Genomic DNA, 22,757 nt, shown 5'->3' with positions numbered 1-22,757 from the left:
AACGGAAATCAACACTACGTTATGGTGAGCAGCCTTCTTTATTTATATATTTTTAATGTACCCTGATTTTTAGAAATCCATTAATATTATTCATTGAATACAATAATTGTAACTTGAAACTATAAAAAAGAGCCACCACAAACCCTATTGGGAAGGTGATGGCCACTTTATTTATTTTTTTGGAATATGGAAGGTGACAGTTGTTCCTTCATTTAATGTGCTTTTAATTTGTAACCTCTGTCCGTAAATCCTTTTAAGACGTAAATCTGTATTACGTAAACCTACGCCATTGTTTGGCGAAGTACTACCGGATAGTAGTTCATCTAATATACTTGGATCAATCCCAACGCCATCATCTACAACACTTACTGCCACATGATCCTGAAAATCCTTTATACGGATACAAACTGTACCGCCTTCTTCCTGTTTCAATACACCATGACAAATTGCATTTTCGATTAAAGTTTGTAAGGAGATAGGGGGGATTTCAATATTGATAGTGTCATCTATATCCCATTCGATGTTTAGTAAGTTCCCAAAGCGCTGCTGATTAATATAGAGATATGAGCGTACTAGTTCTAACTCATCCTTAAGTGGCACTACCCGCTGTAAATTCCTCACATCAAAGCTAGCATGTAGATACTCACCAAAATGATGCATTAAGTCAACCATTCGATCTGTATCGATTGTACTTAGTGATGCAATTGAATTTAATGTATTAAATAAAAAATGAGGCTGTATTTGGGCCTGAAGCCAAGCTGTTTCCAAATGCAGTCGTTGATTGATACTATATTTTAAATCGATTAAGGCTCTGCTCCTTACCTTTAACTCTAATGAATTAATAGGCTTCGTAACATAGTCATTTGCACCATGGGCGAAACCAGTATAGACATCCTCGGAATAACTACGAGCTGTTAGTAATAAGACAGGCAATTCAAGTAATGAGTAGTGTTCTCGAATACTTTCAATTAACGCATAGCCAGATATATATGGTAGCATCGCATCGATAATGACTAAATCCCAATCGTCTTGCTGTAGCACTTCTAATGCCTTTTCACTGCAAGTAACTGTAGTAACAGCATATTCTGGTGTTGCAAATAAACTTCGCATAATTGTTAAGTTTACCGGATCATCGTCGACCATTAAAATTTTAAATTGCTTTTCCATTGTCGGTGGGGAAATATGTTCTTCAATAGGAATATGTATGTCTTCTTCCTCTATATAGGATTGCTCCTCATTAAAGTCTCCTTCTGCTAATGGCAAAGTGAAATAGACATCTGATCCTTTGTTAGGAATAGAATGTATTCGCAAAGTTCCACCATGTAATTCGATGAGCTTCTTTGAAATTAATAAACCGAGACCAATTCCATCATTGTTGTCATTGCCTTGTTCGTAAGGGGAAAATAGACGACTTTGGATATCATCATCCATTCCTAACCCGGTGTCACGAATATGGATAACAGCCATACTATTTTCTATATGGGCACTGATTTTTATAGATCCTGCACTCGTATATTTAATGGCGTTGTGTAGGAGATTAAAAAGAATTTGAATCAATCGATTTTCATCAACCATTACATTAGGGAATGCCCTAGGAATCGTTGAATTCATTTGAATCTGTTTTCCGCCTATTACAAAGCGTAACATGTCAAAAACACCATAAACTATACTTTGGATGCTAACGTTCTTTTTATGGAGATGTAAATTACCTTCCTTTAAACGAGTAAAATCTAGTATGTCATTTAACGTAAAGGACATGCTTCTCCCGATATCAATTAAATGCTTCAGGTTTTGTTTATCATCAGTCATAAGCTTATTGTTTGGATTATCATAAATGGACTGTCCTAATGTAATCATTTTATTCATGGGATCCCACAGCTTTTGTGAGCTACTGGATAAAAATTCATCCTTTAATGCATCATCCTTTTGTAATTTAGCAATCAATTGATTAATTTGCTCTTTATTTTCAAAAAAGCGTTTAAACCAATAACCCGAAAAACCGAGCATGACAAATAAATAATCGAACGGATACATGGGTATATCAAAAACATAGATGGATTTGATATACGCCCATATGATGCCATTCATTGCACCAAGGGCCGTCAATGCAATAAAAGCAGTGCTCTGTTTTTGATCTTCAAGATACTCTCTTAAAGCGAGTACTACTACAAATAAAAATGAAACGACATAAAGTATAAAGTAAAAAGGATTTATTGCGAATAACCAATCAATCGGTAAGACGACAGTGAAAAATGCTGAAAGGAAATAGAAAGCACAGAGCCACTGAAAGCATTTAGCATTATGATATGTGACTAGTAAAACACGCATAAATTGGATAAAGAAAAAAGAAGACCCGAGATAAATGATAGTAGATAGCTTAAATGACCATACATAATCGAGATGTAACCAAGTGATAATAGATTGGTCATATGAAATTAATTCATCTGCTAAAGGCAAAAGAAAACCTACTGTGAACAGTAAAACAATTGGCTTTGGATTAATAAAAAAGAACACAAGGGTGCTAAAAAGTGCGAACAATATGAGCGTTATCGAAATTGTTGCAAGAGATAGATCGTTAATCATTTGGTGATGTGCCATAGCAGAAGCAGAGCCAAATAAAACTCTTTTATCAATGTTGGAACTTACTGATGTATCAAAATTAGATACATGTAAAATTAAGTCAATTTCAGGCTGCTTATTTGTAAAGTAAAGAGTATAAGGAGCGGCTTGACCTTTATGACTATGTGAATCAGTAGCTACTTTCCCTGATTGTTCAACCAACTTCCCATTAATATATAATGCTGAAGCAGTCGACACTGCAGGAATCCGAACGGCATAACGATGATCTTCGGGAGCATCGTGATTGAGTAAGATTTTTAAACGGTATGTACCATATCGTTGTATCGTTGTCTTTGAATCTCGCATGGGAACCGTTCGGGTAGTTTGTTCAAATGATTGGGTATTAATGTTTAAGGGATCTATTAATGATCCGGGATAATAGAGCCATTCACCATCTAAGTTAAGAACTTCTTCGTCGGATAACTGCTGATCCCGTATATCAAATATACCTTCCTGGGCAATCGGTTGATTACTTGAAGGGAGAAAGTATGCTAGCCAAAGTAAACGAAGGGTAGTAAGCAATATGAAAATTAAAATAATGAAAAGTGAATGTCGTATAGTCGCTTTTTTCAATAGTGACATAAGAACCTCCAAAATTTCTTCTTGTAATCAATTATGCCTCGGCATAATTGCGTCCGGAATCGGCTTTGTGCTTTGGCCTGCAGATGTTTTTTGTGCGAAAGCGAAGCGACAGCAACACAGCACTGATGCAGGTCAGTTAGCCTTTATCGCATGGATGCGATGATTTTAGGCTAACATCCTTTATTAACTCATTTCCGATTCTGTGACATCCGCCGGAGGCTTTAATTTCTGTAGCTGACGCTGCGCTTTCGCTACAGAAAACATTTGTACCTGTCGCTGCGCTTTCGGTCAAAAGACATCTGTACCTGTCGCTGCGCTTTCGGTCAAAAGACATCTGTACCTGTCGCTGCGCTTTCGGTCAAAAGATATCTGCTGAAAGAAGTTAAAAGCACTATATTTACCATGCCATGAAATTTAGAAAATGGAAATAAGAAATTTTTAAAAGTGTTACTTTCAGACTAATCAGAAAGGATAGGGGAGCTGATTTTCGCTACAGGCTACTTGTTTCCCTGAGGGCGTAGCGTGAGATTTGATACCCCTTCTTACTGTGCAGTCAAGTACATATTTTGAGGGAGAGTCATTAGTTTAAGTTTTTTTTAAGAGGCGTGACGTATGATGAAGGAATAAATAATTTGTGAGTTAAAGCGTATTAAAATTTAACAAAAAATCATCTCAATGGGAGAAATGATCTATTGTGGGAAAATTCAAGTTAAAGTTATCGTTTGTTATTGTTAGTATGACGGTAATTGTTGTACTTGCGACTGCTAGTATTAGTATTTGGAGTAGCTATCGAAATTTTAACGACATTCTTATGCAAAATAAGATTGCCATGCAGGAAAATTATGTGAAGGAAGTTTCAGTAATCACGGAGAGATACGTACAAAAAAAACAGATGGAACCAAATCAAGATAAGTCGATTGAACCTTATATGGTGCAAGTGGTTGACAAGTTACTTGATGAAAGAGTTGTTTCATTTAGTGCGTTCATAAAAAGTATAATCGTTCCTTTACTATTATGGTTAGTTGCAGTACTTGTGGTAGCTGTATGGCTTGCTTTCAAAATTGCACGACCTTTAAAAAAGCTTTCTACTAGCGTGGAGAGAGAAGAAGTACAGAAGCTTGAAGAAATGGATGACTGGTATTACGAAGCACATTCATTAAAAAAAGTAGTACAAAACATGGTCATAAGTTCGGAAAGCGAAATATTTGATTTAACGAGTCAACTGAATTTAGACTCCTTAACGGGAATTCCTAACCGTAGAAGGATGGATCAAATTTTAAATGAGCTAATCGTCAATACAGTGCCACATACAGTAGTGTTAATAGATCTAGATGACTTTAAAAGTATAAATGATACATATGGACATACTGTAGGGGATGAAGTTTTAAAAGCTTTCGCAAATCATATGCAGAAGGCCATTGAGCAACAGGGAATGTGTTTTCGATATGGTGGGGAAGAGTTTATGGTTATATTACCATCCACGACAATAGATGTAGCATTAGAATTGGCGGAGAATGTACGCATTAAGCAGGCCTTGTTAGATACGGCATGTGGAAGGCCAGTGACAATGTCTGCCGGCATTACAGCATTTACAGCAAATATTAAGACTGCTAATCAGATCATTACAATGGCAGATAAGGCATTATATAAGGCGAAACAGTCAGGAAAGAATTGTATCTGTGTCGTCGAAGAATTATCTGGAGAATTAATCAAATGAATATCAGCCAAACTCAAATAATAAATTTTTTCTTTTACAATTAATATTAAATAAAGGTCTGTTGATTCGAATGAATACCGTAAATGATATTTGCAAAACGCATGTTAGTATATAAGTCGGAACGGAAATCAACCCCACGCTATGGTGGTAAGACAGTTGATTTTCATTACTGGTGAAATGAATACGAGATAAGAGACCATCGAGAGTTATCTTCTCGATGGTCTCTTAGTTTCCGACAGATATAGCGTTAAATAGCTCAGTCGTTTCTTGCTCTGGTAAAATACCGAGATCTGCTAACAAGGTACTTTTAAAGGTATTGTAAACCTTCACTGCACTTGCTCGATTATCCACTTCTATATAGTGCTTTATTAGCTGCTGTATGGTTTTATCGGAATATGGATTATGGTCTATTGTTAAAAGTAAAATTTGCTCTCGTTTCTTAACATCATGAATTTCTGTATAATGCTCTACTAAATCATGAAGTAAAAGAGTAAATTTGTTGTTCATAAAATTTGCTTTACTAGTAATCCAGGGATAATCTAAGGTGGCCATATACTCACCTTGGTAGCTTTGTATTAGTGCCTCAGCCCTCTCTACATCAATCTTTCCAGTCTCTGCTTTAGCATTTAAAATATGCTCTAATTCATGGACATCACATTGAAAATCCTCTATTTGCAAAATATAACAGCCATTTGCATACTGTATGACTTCTAAATAGCCCAAAGTTGAAAGCGTAGTACGTAGATAGGAAACTGTTGTATGTAACTGTACCCTTGCTTTTTTTAATTCCGTATCTGCCCATAAAGCATCGATGATTGTATCACGAGGGACTTGGCTATTTAGGTTGGAAAAAAGAAAGGCAAATAATTCTTTTGTTTTAAGCGTTCTCCAATGGACGGCTTTGTTATTGTATAAAACAACGAATCCTCCAAAGCATTGTATTGCAAGAGCGGGTTTATTTCGTATTTGTATAGGAGTTGATTTATTTTCTAGGTGAAGGAGTTCTTGGATTCTGTTAATAGTTGTCTCTAGACGAGCTTTTGAAATAGGTTTTAGTAAATAGTCTATGGAGTGAATTTCAAATGCTTGAACAGCATAGTCCCGATACGCAGTGACAAATACAATAAAAATATTCTTGTTCCATTCTTTTAATAGCTGTGCAATCTCTAATCCGTTCATGCCGGGCATTTCAACATCTAAAAATGCTACTTGAAAATCCAAGCTCGGTCCCTCTGCCAGCAAATCTTTTACAGTTGTAAAAGATTTAATGACCTCTATTGAATTAAATTCCTTTAACTTCTTCTCCATATTTATAAGAGCTAATGGCTCATCATCCATTACTATCACTCGAATCAAAAAGGGCACCAACTTTCAAATATTAATTTTAACTTCTCTCAGCAAATGTTTTCTGTAGCGAGAGCAAAGCGACAGCTACAATTATGCCGAGGAATAATTGATATGTAGTGAAGTAGGTTAAATTGAAATGTCAATGACTGACCCTTTATGTGGATGTATAGCCACTTGTTGCTGTGGCAGATCTTTTAATAAATTGATAGCAGCTGCAGTATTTAGATTGAGCGCATTTTGCATAACACTCATTTGTACAGTTTGTTGTAGCTCCATAATCTGAGAAGACATTATTGTATTAACTTCCATCCTACATTCCTCCTTTACCATATTATCGGATAAAAGCACTGATTTTCCAACATATAAAAATTACAAATAGTTTTGCAGTGGTTTTACCTTAAAATTGTTCAATTTACCAAAAATATAATCGATATTGTATATTTTTCCTCCATTATAGTAATAATTCGTAATATCAGGTCCGTTGTCCTGAGTTATTAATTGCATTCTCTAGTATTGCTTGCATAAAAGAACCTAACTCTAGTGTGCTAGCAGCAGATTGCAAAGTATTAAAATATGGAGGTTATAAAATATGAAAAAACAAGCTTTAGCTTTAGCTGGAACATTAATCTTGGGATTAGGTTTATTTGCTAGCCCATCATTTGCTAAGGACAAAATCTCTTTTTGGCCATTCGATACATTGTGGGGAGTCTCGAAAATTTACAATTTATCTTTAGGAGATTATGAGCCACTGAATGAGACAGACTCGACATGGTTTTATCCAGAGCAAGATTTAAATGTAGTCGAGCCGAAAATTGATAGTGATCAACATTTCGTTGAGGCCGGGGATACATTATTTACAATTGCGCGCGTAAATGGAGTGTCAGTGCAAGAATTAAAGGAATGGAATAACCTTCCATCTGATCTAATTTATGTAGGTGAATCATTAGCTATCAAAGCATCAGCGGCAAAACCTAAAACTGCTGAAAGCAAAACTACAAAAGTGGCAACGACATCAAGTAAAAAGAAAGTAACGACATCGAGCACAAAAACAAATACAGTGAGTGCTCCAACAAATACAGGCAAAACGTTAACTATGCGAGCAACTGCCTATACAGCGTATTGTGAAGGATGTTCGGGGATTACAGCGAATGGAACGGATATCAGATCGAATCCAAACTTAAAAGTAATTGCTGTAGATCCGCGTGTAATTCCTCTTGGTACAAGAGTTTGGGTTGAAGGTTACGGAGAAGCAATTGCAGCAGATACTGGCGGAGCGATAAAAGGTAATAAAATTGACGTATTTATTCCTACCGAGGGACAAGCTCGTCAGTGGGGCGTCAAAAGTGTAACTGTAAAAATTTTAAATTAATGTAAGTGGAAGGGTGTCTCCTTGGGTTGGAGATATCCTTTTATTTTGCATTGTTTTTAAGAATCAACATTGATTAAAAGCCAAGTGTACAAAGTTTACTCTGTAACCAACAATTCACAAAATTCTCAGTGGAATTGCATAAGTGGAAGGATTGTTGGCAACCATCTGAAATAGAGGAGGTATTTTCATGAAAAAAATGAGCTTAATAATTATTTCTTTATTAGTATTTGTCGGTGGTTGTAGTTTCTTTGAAAAGAAGGAGCAAAAAGTGGCAGTTAACGCAAGTTCAGGACCAACTGCAACTGCGAAAGTAATTGGTAAAAATAATGAAAGCTACGGCAATGCATATTTTGAGGAAGAGGATAATGGGGTTAAGGTGACACTCGCACTATCAGGATTGCCAGCCGGAAAACATGGCATTCATATTCACTCCGTTGGGAAGTGTGAACCACCAACATTTGAATCGGCAGGTCCTCATTTTAATCCAACGAGTAAAGAGCATGGGAAGGATAATCCTAAGGGATATCATTTAGGAGATCTTCCGAATTTAGAGGTTGGAGAAGATGGTAAAGTTGATCTGAATTTCTTAGCTGAAGGGTTAACTTTAGAAAAAGATGCTGCTAACTCATTGTTACGTGATGGAGGCACTACATTAATCATTCATGAATCTGAGGATGATTATAAAACAGATCCTTCTGGTAATTCTGGTGCTAGAATTGCTTGTGGCATTATTCAATAAGGAAATTGAATCGACTGTATCTGGAGTAAAACACTTTAGATACAGTATTTTTGTTTTGGGGGTAAAAATCGACAACAAATGATTAATTTCCTGAAATCAACCACTTTGGTCTATGGAAAAAATAACTCGTCATCATAACGTAGGGTTGATTTCCGTTCCGGCTGGGCGCTTTGTTGTTGCTGTCGCTTCGCTTTCGCACAGACAAAACAGTTGTTGCTGTCGCTTCGCTTTCGCACAAAAAACATCTGCTTCGCTGCGGGGTCTCGGGCCAACACGATGTTGGTCACGAAGGAGTTATCACAGGATGTGATGGTTTTAGCCTTCGTTCCTCTATTGCTAATCCCAAGGAGTCGCCCAGCCTCCACTCCAATCAACTTATATACATAACATACATTTTTATAAAAGATAAAAATAAAATATGCATTTTTCATACATGTAGAAACTAAAAATGTTTTCTTGAAAAAAAGAATTTGATAGCTTAATGTAGATAAATTTAGTGTGAAGGAGATATTGATAAACGTTGGGAATAATGAGTATTTAAGAGAAATAGCATAATTATAAAAGACTGAATTTACAATAAATAGATTGACATTATTATACTATGTTTGATAATTTTAAATAGATTCTTATTTTTAACCAAAGGGGGAAGGTTACTATGAAGAAAAAACAATTCAGGTTATTAATGCTATTAAGTGCCTTTGCGCTATTGATTTTGGCTGCGTGTGGGTCTGATAGCGGAACAGGTTCAAAGGACACGAATAAAGGAGATTCGGCGTCGTCTGAAAAGCCATCATCCGACATTAAATTTTTGAACTTATTAACAGGGGGAACGCAAGGTACTTACTATGCACTAGGTGGAACGTTTGCTGATTTTATTTCTAAAGAAACGGGCATTAAAACAACTGCTGAAGTATCTCAAGCATCTGCTGCCAACATGACGGCTTTGCAAGATGGTAAAGGTGAAATTGCATTTGTACAATCAGATATTGCTTATTACGCTACTGAAGGAAAATTTATGTTTGATGGCAAAAAAATCGATTCAATTGCTGCTTTAGGTGCACTTTATCCAGAAACAGTACAATTAGTAACGACTGAAGCATCAGGCATTAAATCATACGCTGATTTAAAAGGGAAAAAGGTTTCTGTCGGTGCGCCAGGTTCTGGAACTTACGCAAATGCTGAACAATTACTTGAAATTCATGGTCTAAAAATGGATGATATCAAAGCACAAAACCTTGACTTTGGTGAGTCTACTGACGGCCTTCAATCTGGCCAAATTGATGCGGCGTTTATCACTGCAGGTACACCAACTAGTGCAGTAGAGGCATTAAACGCGACAACTAAAGTAAATATTATCGGTATGGATGCTGGTAAAGCAGATGAGTTAATTGCTAAATATCCTTACTATGCAAAAGATACAGTAACAAAAGGTACGTATGGTATTGCAAATGATACTGAAACAGTTTCAGTACTGGCGATGCTAGCGGTTAAAAAAGATCTTCCAGAAGATGTTGTTTATTCGATGACGAAAGCTATTTATGATAACGCAGGTAAAATTTCTCACGCTAAAGGGGCATTTATCAAAGCGAAGACAGGTTTAGACGGTATTAGTATTGATGTTCACCCAGGTGCTCAAAAATACTTTGATGAAAAGAAATAACGGAACATTCGGGTTTGGATTTTATCAAACTATAGCTTAAAGCGAGTAAAAAGTTATTTTCTTAATACGAAGAGGCTCGGATTGCGTAAAGCTTCGAGTCTCTTTTCTTCCGTTAAGTATAAGTCGTGAGTAATAGCGAATAGTTTTAACTTCTTTCAGCGGGTATTCAAACACCTGTATCTGTCGCTGCGCTTTCGGTACAAAAGACAATCGCTGAAAGAAGTTAAAGCCTCAGGCGGATGTCACTGAATTATGCCGGGGCATAATTGATGTGGGGGAACAGATGCAGTGCGAAAGAGAACATTAATAATTGTTTTAGCTTTTTTATGTATTTGCTTTAGTATCGTCATTTTTCTTCCTCTTCAAAAGGTATTCGCATTTACGGAAACACGTATAAATGATCCGATAGTGCATTATATACCACTGACAACTGAGGATACATTTGAAATTAGATATACTCACTCTATCCATAAAACGGATGTACTCGAACATTATAAATACATAGATGGAACACGTATTCAAATGTTAGGGATGGAGTATGAAAGTTTAGCAATCGGCATGCCGAGCTATGCAGAAAAAAATCAAACATTAACAGAACGCAATGGTAAGTATTTTTTGCAGTTTGACAATGAAGTCATTGAAAATTTTACGATCTATATTGCCGATTTGGATTTAGACCTTGTATTAGATTACGAGAATTATGAATACGATTTAAAAAAAGACTTACAAAGGGGAAAATCCTATTTATTTGAGGTGAAGCGTTTATCACTTTATGAACAATGGAAAGGAGTAAGGATGAAATGACGACACAGCATAAATCAAACGACGAAGTAAAAAAAGAAGAATTCGAACAAATATCAGCTGAAGAGCAACAAGCGATACTTGAGAAATATGATATTGAATCCAATGTCCGAACGGTATCGGGCATTATGAAGCATGTCATTTTCTTTGGACTGCTAGCGTTTTCATTGTTCCAGCTTTACACGGCAATTAAAGGCCAATTCCCAGCGCAAATTCAGCGTACGATACATTTAGGTTTTGGTTTGACCCTAATTTTCTTGCTATTCCCTGCTCGAAAAAAAGCAGCAAAGAATAAAATAGCGTGGTTCGACTATATTTTAGCGGTATTATCCATTGTAGTAGGTTCGTATTGGACAATGAATTATACAGAGCTTGTTAATAGTAACGGTACCATTACGCAAACAGATTTGATTGTAGGTCTCATAGCGGTCGTGTTGGTGCTTGAAGCAGCCCGTCGTGCAGTAGGTGTACCGATTACCATCATTGCTATATGTTTCTTAATATACGCCTATTTCGGACCGTATTTCCCAGATTTTATGGCGCACAGAGGGCAAGATATTGAGAGTATTGTTAATCTTATGTATTTTACGACAGATGGGATTTTTGGAACACCGATTAGTGTTTCTGCCACATTTATTTTTGTGTTTTTACTCTTTGGAGCATTCCTTGTCAAAACAGGCGTTGGCCAATACTTTAATGATTTAGCGGTATCTCTTGCGGGTAAATTAATTGGTGGTCCTGCAAAAGTGGCGGTTTTTTCTAGTGCGCTTCAAGGTACGATTTCAGGAAGCTCTGTAGCGAATGTTGTAACATCGGGATCATATACGATTCCAATGATGAAAAAGCTTGGGTACCGTAAAGAATTCGCAGGTGCGGTTGAGGCAGCGGCATCTACGGGTGGGCAGTTAATGCCTCCGATTATGGGTGCGGCAGCGTTTTTAATGGTTGAATTTATCGGTCGCGGAATAACGTATTGGGATATTGCGAAGGCGGCGGCGATACCTGCATTGCTTTATTTTACAGGTATTTGGATTATGACTCACTTCGAAGCGAAACGTGTAGGTTTAAAAGGCTTACGTGATGATCAAATGCCAAATCGTCGAGAGGTATTTAAGAAAATTTACCTTCTATTACCGATAATCTCTATCATCGTTTTAATGTTAACAGGTACACCAGTAATGCGTGCAGCGCTTTACGGTATTCTTATTTCTATTGGCGTTGCTATGTTTAATAAGGAAACACGTTTAAAACCAATGGATATTATTGATGCATTAGTTGAAGGGGCTCGTACAGCACTTGGTGTTGTAGCGGCAACAGCTTGTGCGGGTATTATCGTAGGTGTTGTTGTGAAAACGGGTCTTGGCTTAAGTTTAGCTAATAGTTTAGTGGAATTAGCTGGTGGTAGTATTATTTTAACGCTGATTTTTGTGATGATTGCTTCCCTAATTCTTGGGATGGGGGCTCCGACAACAGCGAACTATGTAATTACATCAACAATTGCTGCTCCTGCGATCGTAGCATTATTATCACCGAATACACCACAGGAATTAGTACCAGTAGTTGTTTTATTATCGGCACACTTCTTTGTATTCTACTTTGGTATTATTGCCGATATAACCCCGCCTGTTGCACTTGCAGCTTTTGCGGCTTCGGGAATCTCTGGTGGAGATCCGATTAAAACAGGTGTAAACTCAGCGAAGCTTGCTATTGCAGCGTTTATTATTCCGTATATGATTGTGTTTTCACCTGCATTGCTAATGATTGATACAACTATACCTGAAATTATATGGGTAGTAATTACGGCCATTACAGGAATGGTAGCCATAGGTGCGGGAGTAATCGGTTATTGGTATCGAAAAATGCTTTGGTTTGAACGCATTATTGCCATTGCAGCGGGTTTACTTCTGATCTATCCAGAAAAACTCTCGGATTGGGCTGGCTTAGCAATCTTTATTGTTATGTTTATTATTCAATATGTAACACAAAATAAAGGTGATGGTGATGACGATCAAAAAAGTAAAACGAGTGCTATAGTTTAAGAAATACGTAAAAAGGGCTTGGGACCGCATAATATTAAATAAAAAGAATCTGCTCATTTTCTGAGTTAGTAAGTGCATGCCTTGTATGTTTAGAAGGAATTTGCTTAACTTACAAGCTACAGGAACGAGCAGATTCTTTTTTTGCAGCGAAAGTGGAATAAGAAGCACATACATAACTTAGCACAAAATTTCAAGAAAAATGATTATCAAAATATGTTCAAAAGTATGCAAAAGTTGATTTGCATGTTTTTTTGAGAATTGTTAGTCTTTGATAAACCAAATAAAGGTTAGCCATTTAAAGGTAATTATCCTTTGTTATATTTTCAATGTATTGAAAGGAGATTTCGAAATGAAAAAAGCAAGTTTACTTTTAATGATTATCCTTTTAATCTTTTCTCAATTGTCATTGGGTAATCTATCTGTTTATGCGACAAGCAACAATGAAACTGATATTGTACAATCGAGAAATTTAAAAGATGAAAATATTCTAAAGGATGATGAAAACAAATCACCACCAGAAGATGCTTTTATAATAAAGGATCTTGGCGATGGTGTTGCTATTACTAAGCATTATTTTGGTATATCAAAGGATTATATTAATATACCTGATGAAATCTGGGGCAAACCCGTTATAGAAATAGGGAATGGAGCATTTTCTGGTAAGAGTCTAGCGAGTGTAAAGATTCCGTCAAGTGTGAAAACGATTGGGGAACTTGCATTTTCTAGTAATAAATTAACGAATGTGGATATTCCGCCGAACGTTCGAACAATAGGGCAAAGTGCATTTTTTGACAATCAATTAACAAGTGTAAAAATTCCGGATGGCGTTAAGACAATAGAGGCAGCCGCGTTTTTAAATAATCGATTAACAAACGTAGAGATTCCATCTAGCGTAACAACGATAAAGGATTTTGCATTTACTAATAATAAGTTAACAAGTATAGAGATTCCATCAGGTGTTACATCAATAGGATTTTCAGCTTTCAATGGAAATTCGATAACAAGTGTAGAAATTCCAGAAAGTGTTATAGAGATTAAAAGTAATGCTTTTTATAATAACAGTCTTGATTTTGTAACGTTTACTGGTACACATAATTTCCAATGGTCTGAGAAAAATTCTCCATTCAATCCACAAAAGAAGGAAGGGAGAACGTTTTTGGGTTGGTTTGAAGATGAGGATTTTACAAAAGTTTGGAGTTACTCAGTATCAAAACCAATGACAATTTATGCAAAGTGGAGCCATTATGCTGTCACTTTTGATTCTAATGGTGGAAGTGAAGTTCCGTCGATAATGGTAGCATATAACGAAACAATGGAAGCTCCGTCGAATCCAGTGAAAGAGGGCTACGCATTTGAAGGTTGGTATAAGGATAAAGAACTGACGCAATTATGGGATTTCGATCAAGATGTAGTGAAGAAAGATATCACGTTATATGCTAAATGGGAAAAAACGGAATATACAGTCACGTTTGATTCCGATGGAGGAAGCAAGGTACCATCCCAATCAGTAGAACCAGGTGGCTTAGTGAAAGTCCCATCCACTCCGTTAAAAGAAGGGTACACATTTGCGGGTTGGTATAAAGATAAAGGGCTTACGGAAGTTTGGGATTTCGATCAAGATTTAGTAACGAAAGACATCACGCTATACGCCAAGTGGTCGAAAGTAAGCTATATCGTTACTTTTGATTCCAATGGAGGAAGCAAAGTACCATCCCAATCGGTGGTACCTGGTGAATTAGTGAAAGCCCCATCCAATCCGGTAAAAGAAGGGTACACATTTACGGGTTGGTATAAAGATAAAGGGCTGGCAGAAGCATGGAATATCGATCAAGATGTAGTGGAAAAAGATATCACGCTATACGCTAAATGGTCGAAAGTAAGCTATATTGTTACTTTTGATTCCAATGGAGGAAGCGAAGTTTCATCCCAAACTGTAGGGTATAACGAATTAGTGAAAGCACCAGCTGCTCCAAAGAAGGAAGGCTATACATTCAACGGCTGGCATAAAGATAAAGAATTAACAGTGTTATGGGATTTTACAAAAGACGTAGTGACTAAAAATGTTACATTGTATGCGAAATGGACAAAGGATCACACATCAGGTGGAGGATCTGGCTGGACGCATCTAAACACTGTCACTTTTGATTCCAATGGTGGGAGTGAAGTACCGCCACAAACAGTTGGATTTAACGACCTAGTGAAGGCTCCGTTTACTCCAGTGAAGAATGGCTATCAATTTACTGGCTGGTATAAGGATGTAGAGCTTCAAAATGCATGGGACTTTACGAAAGATAAAGTAACAGCGGACATAACGTTGTATGCGAAATGGACAAAGGATAATGTGTCAGAAGGTAGCTATATCGTTACTTTTGATTCAAACGGAGGCAGTGAAATCCCGTCCCAAACAGTGGCGTATAAAGCTTTAGTAAAAGCCCCTTCTAATCCAAAGAAGGATGGCTACACATTTATCGGCTGGTATAAAAATAAAGAATTCATAAAGGCGTGGAATTTTAAGAAAGATGTAGTCACAGAAGACTTAACATTATATGCTCGATGGATGAAGGAGAGTAAAGGCTGTGATATTGCTTTTAAGGATATTGATCATAACTGGGCAAAAGATATAATTAAAGAAATTGCTAATCGATGCATTATTAAAGGATACCCAGATGGCACTTTCCGACCAAACGATCTGGCTCAACGTCAGCATGTGGTACTTATGATTGACCGTGCGTTACGACCAGCACCAATTCGAGAGGCTGTATCATTTTCGGATGTACCTGAAAACCATATATATTATGAACAAATTACACGACTGCAACGAGCAGGTATCGTGGATGGTTCAAACGGAGCTTTCCGACCAGATGCATATATAACACGTGCCCAAATGGCAAAAATAATGGTGCTTGCATTTGGCCTAACGCCTGAAGGAAAAAGTACGTTTAAAGATGTCGACCCATCACACTGGGCGAGTGGATATATTGCGACTCTAGCAGATCATAACATTGCACTAGGTGATGAAAACGGTAATTTTAGACCGAATGAAAACTTAACACGCGCACAATTTACAGCGTTTATGTATAGAGCGCTTGGTTTATAAGTCTTACTATGAAGGGGATGTATCGTAATTTGATACATCTCTTTTTCTATTCTGAATAAGCGAAACGATAATGTTTCTACACTTTTTTCATTGGTTAGTTTGAAAACTTCGATGTATTTATTTATCAAAAAAATATTTTAATAAAGTTTATAACTGCTTAATACGGGGTATCCATTTAATGGGTACCCATTTATTTCAAACTATTGAAAGGATACTACAAAATGAAAAAAACAAGTTTATTAGTAATGAGCATACTTTTGATATTCTCCCAATTAGCATTAAGTAATCAGCCTGTTTATGCAAATAGCGATAGTGAAGATGATTTTAAAACGACTAGCGTGGACGATGGTGTTGTTATTACAGGGTATAATGGTATATCGAAGGATATTGTTATTCCGAGTGAGATTAAAGAGAAACCAGTTGTAGCAATTGAACAATATGCGTTTTCAAATAAGAATCTAAAAAGTGTAAAGATACCATCAAGTGTTACAAAGATTGGCTATAAGACGTTTTATAATAATCTATTAACAAATGTAGAAATTCCTATAGGTGTTGAAAATATTGGAGGTCATGCATTTAGCAACAATAGTTTAAAGAATGTAGAGATCTCATCAAGTGTTACAACGATCGGGGATTATGCATTTTATAATAATCTATTAGCAAACGTAAAGATTCCATCGAGCGTTACAACTATAGGTAAGGGCGCATTTTATAGTAATCGATTAACAAGTGTAGAGATCCCATCCAGCATTACAAAGATTGGAGAACAAGCATTTCAGAATAATCAATTAACCAGTGTGGAAATCCCATTAGGTGTTCAAAATATTGAAGGTTCTGCATTTAGTTATAATCAATTAGCAAGCGTAGAGATCCCATCAAGCGTTACAACGATTGGACATTCAGCGTTTGCATATAACCAATTAACAAGTGTAGAAATTCCATCAAGTGTTGAGATAATTGAATACGGCGCATTTTCTAGAAATGAGTTAGATTTTGTTATATTTCATGGGACACCTCAATTAAATTCTGACCCTAACGGAGGCCCATTCGATTTTCAAATCAGAGGAGCCAAATACTTTAATGGGTGGTTTGAAGATTCAGGTTGTACTATTAGATGGACTAAATCTGTAGTGCAGCCAATGACAATTTATGCAAATTGGAACACATGTAAGGTGAAAGTAACTTTTGATTCAAATGGAGGAAGTGAAGTTCCGTTTAAAATAGTTACAGCTGGAGAATTGGTGGAAGGACCATCTGACCCAGTGAAGGAAGGGTATACGTTTGATGGCTGGTATAAGGATTCGGAGCTGACAACAGTTTGGGATCTTACAAAAGACATAGTCAAAGAAAATCTAACGTTATATGCAAAGTGGACGGAGGACGACACTTCGGAGCAAAGCTATATCGTCAGTTTTGATTCAAATGGAGGAAGTGAAGTCGCATCAGAAGAAGTGAAAGAAGGAGAACTGGTAAAACCCCCAACTGTCCCAACGAGGGAAGGGCATACGTTTGCTGGTTGGTATAAGAAATCGGAGCTGACAACAGCATGGGATTTTGCAAAAGATAAAGTCGAGGAAAACCTAACATTATATGCAGAGTGGATAGAGGACGACATTGCAGAGCTGAGCTATATCGTCACTTTTGATTCAAACGGTGGAAGTGAAGTCATACCAGTAGAAGTGAAAGAAGGAGAACTTATGAATACGCCAACTGCTCCAACGAAGGAAGGGTATACGTTTGCTGGTTGGTATAAGGATAGCGAACTGTCGGAAGCATGGGATTTTGCTAAGGATATAGTCAAAGAAGATCTAACACTATATGCAAAGTGGAAAGAGGACGACGCTTCGGAGCAGAGCTATATCGTCAGTTTTGATTCCAATGGAGGAAGTGAAGTCATATCAGAAGAAGTGAAAGAAGGAGAATTAGTAAAAACATCAACTGCCCCAACGAAGGAAGGATATACGTTTGCTGGTTGGTATAAGGATAGCGAACTGTCAGAAGCATGGGATTTTGCAAAAGATATAGTGACTAAAAACATCATGTTGTACGCGAAATGGACCAAGGACAATACTACTGAAGGTGGATCTAGTGAAGCTATGCCAAGCTATAACGTCACTTTTAATTCAAACGGAGGAAGTGAGGTTCCATCTAAAGAGGTTTCAAAAGGTGAATTGCTACAAGTGCCGCCTACACCTGTGAAGGAAGACCATACATTTGCCGGTTGGTATAAGGATGAAGGACTCATGAAAGCATGGGATTTCGAACATGATGTAGTAACAGCTAACGAAATATTATATGCTGAATGGACAAAGTATAATTCTTCTAACGGGGGATCTAGCCAAGGTTCGCCAAACTATAACGTCACTTTTAATACAAATGGCGGAAGTGAAGTACCGTCCCAAACTGTTGCCTATAAAGCATCGTTGCAAGCACCTTCTAACCCAATGAAGGAGGGTTATACTTTTGCTGGATGGTACAAGGATGAGGAACTCACAAAAGCATGGGATTTTGCTAATGATGAAGTGATAGAGAATACAACATTATATGCAAAATGGACGAAGCTAGGCAGTGACTGTAATATTACTTTCAAAGATATTGATAATAACTGGGCAAAAGAGATGATTGAACAAATTGCCAATCGATGCATTATTAAAGGCTATCCAGATGGCACTTTCAGACCAAATAACATGATTCAACGTCAGCATGTCGTACTTATGATTGAACGTGCCTTACCTCTAACACCACTCCGGGAAGCTGTACCATTTTTGGATGTCCCACATAGCCATCCGTACTATCAGCAAATCACATTACTCCAACAAGCGGGCATTGTAGACGGTTCAAACGGAACTTTCCGTCCAGATGCTTATTTAACACGTGCCCAAATGGCAAAAATGATGGTGCTTGCCTTTGATTTAACTCCAAGCGGGAATAGCTCGTTTAAGGATGTCGATCCATCACACTGGGCGAGTGGATATATTGCTACACTAGCGGACCATAACATTGCACTAGGCGATGAAAACGGTAATTTTAGACCGGATGAAAACTTAACACGCGCACAATTTACAGCGTTTATGTACCGAGCGCTTGGTTTATAAGTCTTACTATAAAGAGAGATGTATCGTAATTTGATACATCTCTTCCTCTGATTAACCTCAAAGTTCAATCTAAAAAGTAGATAGCTTTTATGCTTTTTATGCATAAAGAGCATCGTTTATTGCTTTTTTTACAAAGATCATTGTATAATTCTTTTATCAGAAAATTCAATTAAATTAAAAGGAGAGATGATTAAATGAAAAATTTGTTTAACTCAAAATTTGAAACATATCTAATGGATCAGGAACTGGAGCTTACTATGGAAGAGGAAAAAAATGAGGAGCAACTATCGATGGTGCATTATGAAGAATATCCTGAAGGTTTTTTTACAAGTTTATAATAAATATTTGAAGGACTGTGCTAAAGGTAGAAAAACTTTTAACACAGTCCTTCGTTTTTTTACATATATTAATCATTTTTGGATCATCATCATAGCGTGTGGTTGATTTCCGTTCCGACTGAACGCTTTGTTGTTGTTGCTGTCGCTACGCTTTCGCACAGAAAACATCCGCTTCGCTGCGGGGTCTCGGGCCAACAGATGTCTTTTGCGCGAAAGCGTAGTGCTAACGAAGCGTCAGCAGCACCGAGGCTGGTCACGAAGGCGTTATCACAGGACGTGATGGTTTTAGCCTTCGTTCCTCTATTGCTGAACCCCAAGGAGTCGCCCAGTCTCCACTCAACTTATATATGGCATACGTTTTAATAAATGTCATCAACTTTTGGTGAGGAGCCTCTTGAAAATATCATTGTTTTTCATATATATAGGTCTAATTCCATATGTACTTTTAAGAAATAGTTTCATGTATAATGGGAAACAAAAATGCGTATAGAGGTGTAGTTATGTCAAATGCTGTAATCTTAGAAGAAACAATTTATCAATGGTTTGATCATTTTCATAAATATCCAGAGATAAGTTGGAAGGAATTTGAAACTACTAAAAAGATTGCGTCGATTTTAGATGAGTTAAACGTATCCTATCATTTGTTAGGGGATGTTCCAGGGTTGATTGCGGAAATTGGTACAGGTGATGAAATTGTTGCTGTACGTGCAGATATAGATGCTTTATGGCAAGAAGTGGATGGAAAGTGGCAAGCAAACCACTCGTGTGGGCATGATGCAAATATAACGATGGTGCTTGGTGCTTTATTACTGCTGAAAGATCGACCATTGCAACATCGTGTTCGTTTTATTTTCCAGCCTGCTGAAGAACTTGGGAATGGGGCTTGTGCAGCCTTTGAGCGCGGAGCTGTTGAAGGCGTATCGCATTTATTTGGTGTTCATTTAAGACCAATTGAAGAACTGCCACTTGGCAAGGTATCACCTGCTATCCACCATGGTGCGGCTTATTTTTTAGAAGGAACAATACGAGGTACTGATGCCCACGGTGCTAGACCTCATCAAGGTAAAAATGCAATCGATGTTATTATGGCCGTACAACAAATGCTCAATAGTATACATTTATCGCCTTTCGAGCCTCATTCGGCAAAGTTAACGAAGATTGTTGCAGATGGTGGTAGTACGAATATTATTCCAGGTACTGCGAGCTTCTCTATGGATATTCGCGCGCAACGTAATAACCAACTAGAATTGCTTCGTAGTCGTATTGATTTTGGCTTAACATCAATCAAGCGGCAGTTTGAAATTGATATGGAGTGGGAATGGTTAGATTTCACACCTGGCGCTGAGGTTTCTTCAGTTGCTGCACGTATGGCTAAAGACGCAATTATTGAAACACTTGGAGAAACGTATCTAGCTGAGGAAATAACAACACCTGGAAGTGATGATTTCCATTTTTACACAGTTAAAAAACCTGAATTAAAAGCAACGATGATTGGGATTGGGGCCAACTTAACTCCTGGATTACATCATCCAAAAATGACTTTTGAACGAAATGCATTAATTGATGCTGCAAAAGTACTTGCTTGTGTGTTAGAAAAAAAACCTGAATACGAATAACGATAGCGAGAGGGAGCTATATCAAAAGTGCAAAATTCTTTTGGTAAAGTTTCTTTTTCTTTTCTTTTTTGTAGAAATGTATGAATATTTTGCATTGTCCTTAATAGCTATTTGAAAGCGTTTTTATGCGCAAAAACAGTCGAAATCGCTCGAGAGGCATAAAATTTTTGCGTTGACTTTTAATTTTTTGAATATTATGCTAAAAAACATAAAAAATTATTTGCATCTTTGCAAACCAAGATTAACAATTAGCGCAAAAAAGGGGATGGATTCATGAAAAAAGAAATTAATGCAGGTTGGGCACTTCTGACATTTGCAATAATGATTATAGCTATGCTAATTACAGTAGTTGTGTTAGAGCAAAGTCCTCACGTACCACTTATTGTTGGAACAACTGTAGCAGCTATTGTCGCTAAAATGCATGGATTTAAGTGGATAGAAATCGAGGAAATGATGTATAAGGGGATACGTCTAGCTTTACCAGCGATTGTTATTATTATTTTAGTAGGTTTGACAATTGGCGCATGGATTGGCGGCGGTGTTGTCGCAACAATGATTTATTTTGGTTTAAAATTAATTTCTCCAGCTTGGTTTTTAGTAACAATCATGCTGTTATGTTCAATTGTTTCCTTGGCAATTGGTAGCTCATGGTCGACGATGGCAACAATCGGTGTTGCTGGTATGGGTATCGGTTTAAGTATGGGAATCCCTGCAGCAATGATTGCTGGAGCAGTTATTTCGGGTTCATACTTTGGTGATAAGATGTCACCATTATCGGATACTACTAATCTCGCAGCAGGTTTAACAGGCACAGACTTATTTGATCATATTAAGCATATGCTTTATACGACAATTCCAGCTCTAGTCATTGCAATTGTTGTATTTGGAATTATGGGAAGAAGCTTCGCAGACATCTCAATGAAATCAGAAAGTATTTTAACAACATTAAAAGTAATGGAGGACAGTTTCGTTATTTCTCCTTGGTTATTGCTTGTGCCAGTTGGTGTAATTGTATTGGTAGCGAAAAAAGTACCTGCGATTCCAGCTTTAGTTGTCGGAATTATCTCAGGATTCTTACTACAAATCTTTGTACAAGGTGGTACACCTACAATGGCTGTACATGCTTTACAAGAAGGATTTGTTATTTCAACTGGCAATGACATGGTGGACAATCTATTTAACCGTGGTGGCTTAGATTCGATGATGAATACGGTTTCAATGACAATTGTGGCGATGACATTCGGTGGGGTGTTAGAATATTCCGGCATGTTAAAATCACTTATGAATGTTATTGTGAAGTTTGCTAAATCTACAGGAAGCCTAGTTGCTTCAACGATTGCTGCATGTATTACAACAAATGCTACATGTTCTGAGCAGTATATTTCAATTGTTGTTCCATCACGTATGTTTGCGAATGTCTATCGAGAGCGTGGTTTGCATTCGAAAAACTTATCTCGTGCGTTGGAGGATGGGGGAACACTAACTTCTGTATTCTTCCCATGGAATACTTGTGGAGTCTTTATCTTAGCAACATTAGGTGTAGGTGCAATGGAATATGCACCATATGCAATTATTAATTTCCTTGTACCTATTATTTCAATTTTTTATGCATATATCGGATTTGCGATTGTTAAGCTGACGCCGGAAGAAATGGAAGCAGCAGAGAAGCGCAAAAAAGAGGAAGAATTAAATGAAGCTAATATGGTCATGGCAGACTAAATCTAAAAGAGCAATTATG

General features: G+C 37.2%; 14 protein-coding genes. 11 read left to right on the top strand and 3 right to left on the bottom strand.

Going from position 1 to position 22,757, the window contains the following annotated elements; all coding sequences use genetic code 11:
• Positions 1-171: 171 nt before the first annotated feature.
• The gene (locus tag ACIQ7T_RS13995) at positions 172-3,201 is read right to left on the bottom strand and encodes a hybrid sensor histidine kinase/response regulator (protein ID WP_402871056.1); all 3,030 of its coding nucleotides are present in this window, start codon (positions 3,199-3,201) and stop codon (positions 172-174) included.
• Positions 3,202-3,895: 694 nt separating this feature from the next.
• Between ACIQ7T_RS13995 and ACIQ7T_RS13990 the strand changes: the two genes are divergently transcribed.
• The gene (locus tag ACIQ7T_RS13990) at positions 3,896-4,918 is read left to right on the top strand and encodes a GGDEF domain-containing protein (protein ID WP_370082885.1); all 1,023 of its coding nucleotides are present in this window, start codon (positions 3,896-3,898) and stop codon (positions 4,916-4,918) included.
• Between the two features lie 225 nt (positions 4,919-5,143).
• On the opposite strand, the gene ACIQ7T_RS13985 is transcribed toward ACIQ7T_RS13990, so the two are convergent.
• The gene (locus tag ACIQ7T_RS13985) at positions 5,144-6,256 is read right to left on the bottom strand and encodes a response regulator (RefSeq protein WP_402871053.1); all 1,113 of its coding nucleotides are present in this window, start codon (positions 6,254-6,256) and stop codon (positions 5,144-5,146) included.
• A 135-nt stretch (positions 6,257-6,391) separates the two neighbouring features.
• Positions 6,392-6,574, bottom strand: coding sequence for a putative motility protein (locus ACIQ7T_RS13980; RefSeq protein WP_370082887.1), 183 nt, complete (start codon positions 6,572-6,574; stop codon positions 6,392-6,394).
• Between the two features lie 280 nt (positions 6,575-6,854).
• Between ACIQ7T_RS13980 and ACIQ7T_RS13975 the strand changes: the two genes are divergently transcribed.
• The 10 genes from ACIQ7T_RS13975 (at position 6,855) to nhaC (ending at position 22,738) form a co-directional block, all read left to right on the top strand.
• A complete protein-coding gene (locus ACIQ7T_RS13975) occupies positions 6,855-7,634 on the top strand; it encodes a 3D domain-containing protein (protein ID WP_370082889.1) in 780 nt (259 codons plus the stop codon).
• A gap of 187 nt (positions 7,635-7,821) precedes the next feature.
• A complete protein-coding gene (locus ACIQ7T_RS13970) occupies positions 7,822-8,373 on the top strand; it encodes a superoxide dismutase family protein (RefSeq protein ID WP_370082891.1) in 552 nt (183 codons plus the stop codon).
• 655 nt (positions 8,374-9,028) lie between these two features.
• Entirely contained in the window at positions 9,029-10,033 is a 1,005-nt protein-coding gene (locus ACIQ7T_RS13965) for a TAXI family TRAP transporter solute-binding subunit (protein WP_370082893.1), read from the top strand.
• Between the two features lie 288 nt (positions 10,034-10,321).
• On the top strand, positions 10,322-10,837 hold the full coding sequence (locus tag ACIQ7T_RS13960) for a DUF1850 domain-containing protein (RefSeq protein ID WP_370082895.1): 516 nt from the start codon (positions 10,322-10,324) through the stop codon (positions 10,835-10,837).
• On the top strand, positions 10,834-12,873 hold the full coding sequence (locus ACIQ7T_RS13955; protein WP_402871047.1) for a TRAP transporter permease: 2,040 nt from the start codon (positions 10,834-10,836) through the stop codon (positions 12,871-12,873). Before ACIQ7T_RS13960 ends, ACIQ7T_RS13955 begins: the two co-directional genes overlap by 4 nt.
• A 349-nt stretch (positions 12,874-13,222) precedes the next feature.
• A complete protein-coding gene (locus ACIQ7T_RS13950; RefSeq protein ID WP_370082899.1) occupies positions 13,223-15,970 on the top strand; it encodes an InlB B-repeat-containing protein in 2,748 nt (915 codons plus the stop codon).
• A 221-nt stretch (positions 15,971-16,191) separates the two neighbouring features.
• Positions 16,192-19,065: an InlB B-repeat-containing protein gene (locus tag ACIQ7T_RS13945; protein ID WP_370082901.1), complete on the top strand. Its 2,874-nt coding sequence runs from the start codon at positions 16,192-16,194 to the stop codon at positions 19,063-19,065.
• 194 nt (positions 19,066-19,259) lie between these two features.
• Positions 19,260-19,403, top strand: coding sequence for a hypothetical protein (locus ACIQ7T_RS13940; protein ID WP_370082903.1), 144 nt, complete (start codon positions 19,260-19,262; stop codon positions 19,401-19,403).
• A 500-nt stretch (positions 19,404-19,903) separates the two neighbouring features.
• On the top strand, positions 19,904-21,019 hold the full coding sequence (locus ACIQ7T_RS13935) for an amidohydrolase (RefSeq protein WP_402871042.1): 1,116 nt from the start codon (positions 19,904-19,906) through the stop codon (positions 21,017-21,019).
• Positions 21,020-21,292: 273 nt separating this feature from the next.
• Entirely contained in the window at positions 21,293-22,738 is a 1,446-nt protein-coding gene (gene nhaC, locus ACIQ7T_RS13930; protein ID WP_402871040.1) for a Na+/H+ antiporter NhaC, read from the top strand.
• Positions 22,739-22,757 lie beyond the last annotated feature (19 nt).

It is taken from the genome of Lysinibacillus sp. NPDC096212 (assembly GCF_044763105.1).
Taxonomy (GTDB): Bacteria; Bacillota; Bacilli; order Bacillales_A; family Planococcaceae; genus Lysinibacillus.
Note: the sequence above shows the minus strand (reverse complement) of the source record. Positions and strands in the feature narration are given on the sequence as shown.

Excerpts from the sequence above, each read along its gene's own strand:
- ACIQ7T_RS13975 (WP_370082889.1), top strand. The coding sequence starts at position 6,855 with ATGAAAAAACAAGCTTTAGCTTTAGCTGGAACATTAATCTTGGGATTA.
- ACIQ7T_RS13965 (WP_370082893.1), top strand. The coding sequence starts at position 9,029 with ATGAAGAAAAAACAATTCAGGTTATTAATGCTATTAAGTGCCTTTGCG.
- ACIQ7T_RS13980 (WP_370082887.1), bottom strand. The coding sequence starts at position 6,574 with ATGGAAGTTAATACAATAATGTCTTCTCAGATTATGGAGCTACAACAA.
- ACIQ7T_RS13985 (WP_402871053.1), bottom strand. The coding sequence starts at position 6,256 with ATGGATGATGAGCCATTAGCTCTTATAAATATGGAGAAGAAGTTAAAG.
- ACIQ7T_RS13935 (WP_402871042.1), top strand. The coding sequence starts at position 19,904 with ATGTCAAATGCTGTAATCTTAGAAGAAACAATTTATCAATGGTTTGAT.
- ACIQ7T_RS13995 (WP_402871056.1), bottom strand. The coding sequence starts at position 3,201 with ATGTCACTATTGAAAAAAGCGACTATACGACATTCACTTTTCATTATT.
- ACIQ7T_RS13945 (WP_370082901.1), top strand. The coding sequence starts at position 16,192 with ATGAAAAAAACAAGTTTATTAGTAATGAGCATACTTTTGATATTCTCC.
- ACIQ7T_RS13955 (WP_402871047.1), top strand. The coding sequence starts at position 10,834 with ATGACGACACAGCATAAATCAAACGACGAAGTAAAAAAAGAAGAATTC.
- ACIQ7T_RS13950 (WP_370082899.1), top strand. The coding sequence starts at position 13,223 with ATGAAAAAAGCAAGTTTACTTTTAATGATTATCCTTTTAATCTTTTCT.
- ACIQ7T_RS13970 (WP_370082891.1), top strand. The coding sequence starts at position 7,822 with ATGAAAAAAATGAGCTTAATAATTATTTCTTTATTAGTATTTGTCGGT.
- ACIQ7T_RS13940 (WP_370082903.1), top strand. The coding sequence starts at position 19,260 with ATGAAAAATTTGTTTAACTCAAAATTTGAAACATATCTAATGGATCAG.
- nhaC (WP_402871040.1), top strand. The coding sequence starts at position 21,293 with ATGAAAAAAGAAATTAATGCAGGTTGGGCACTTCTGACATTTGCAATA.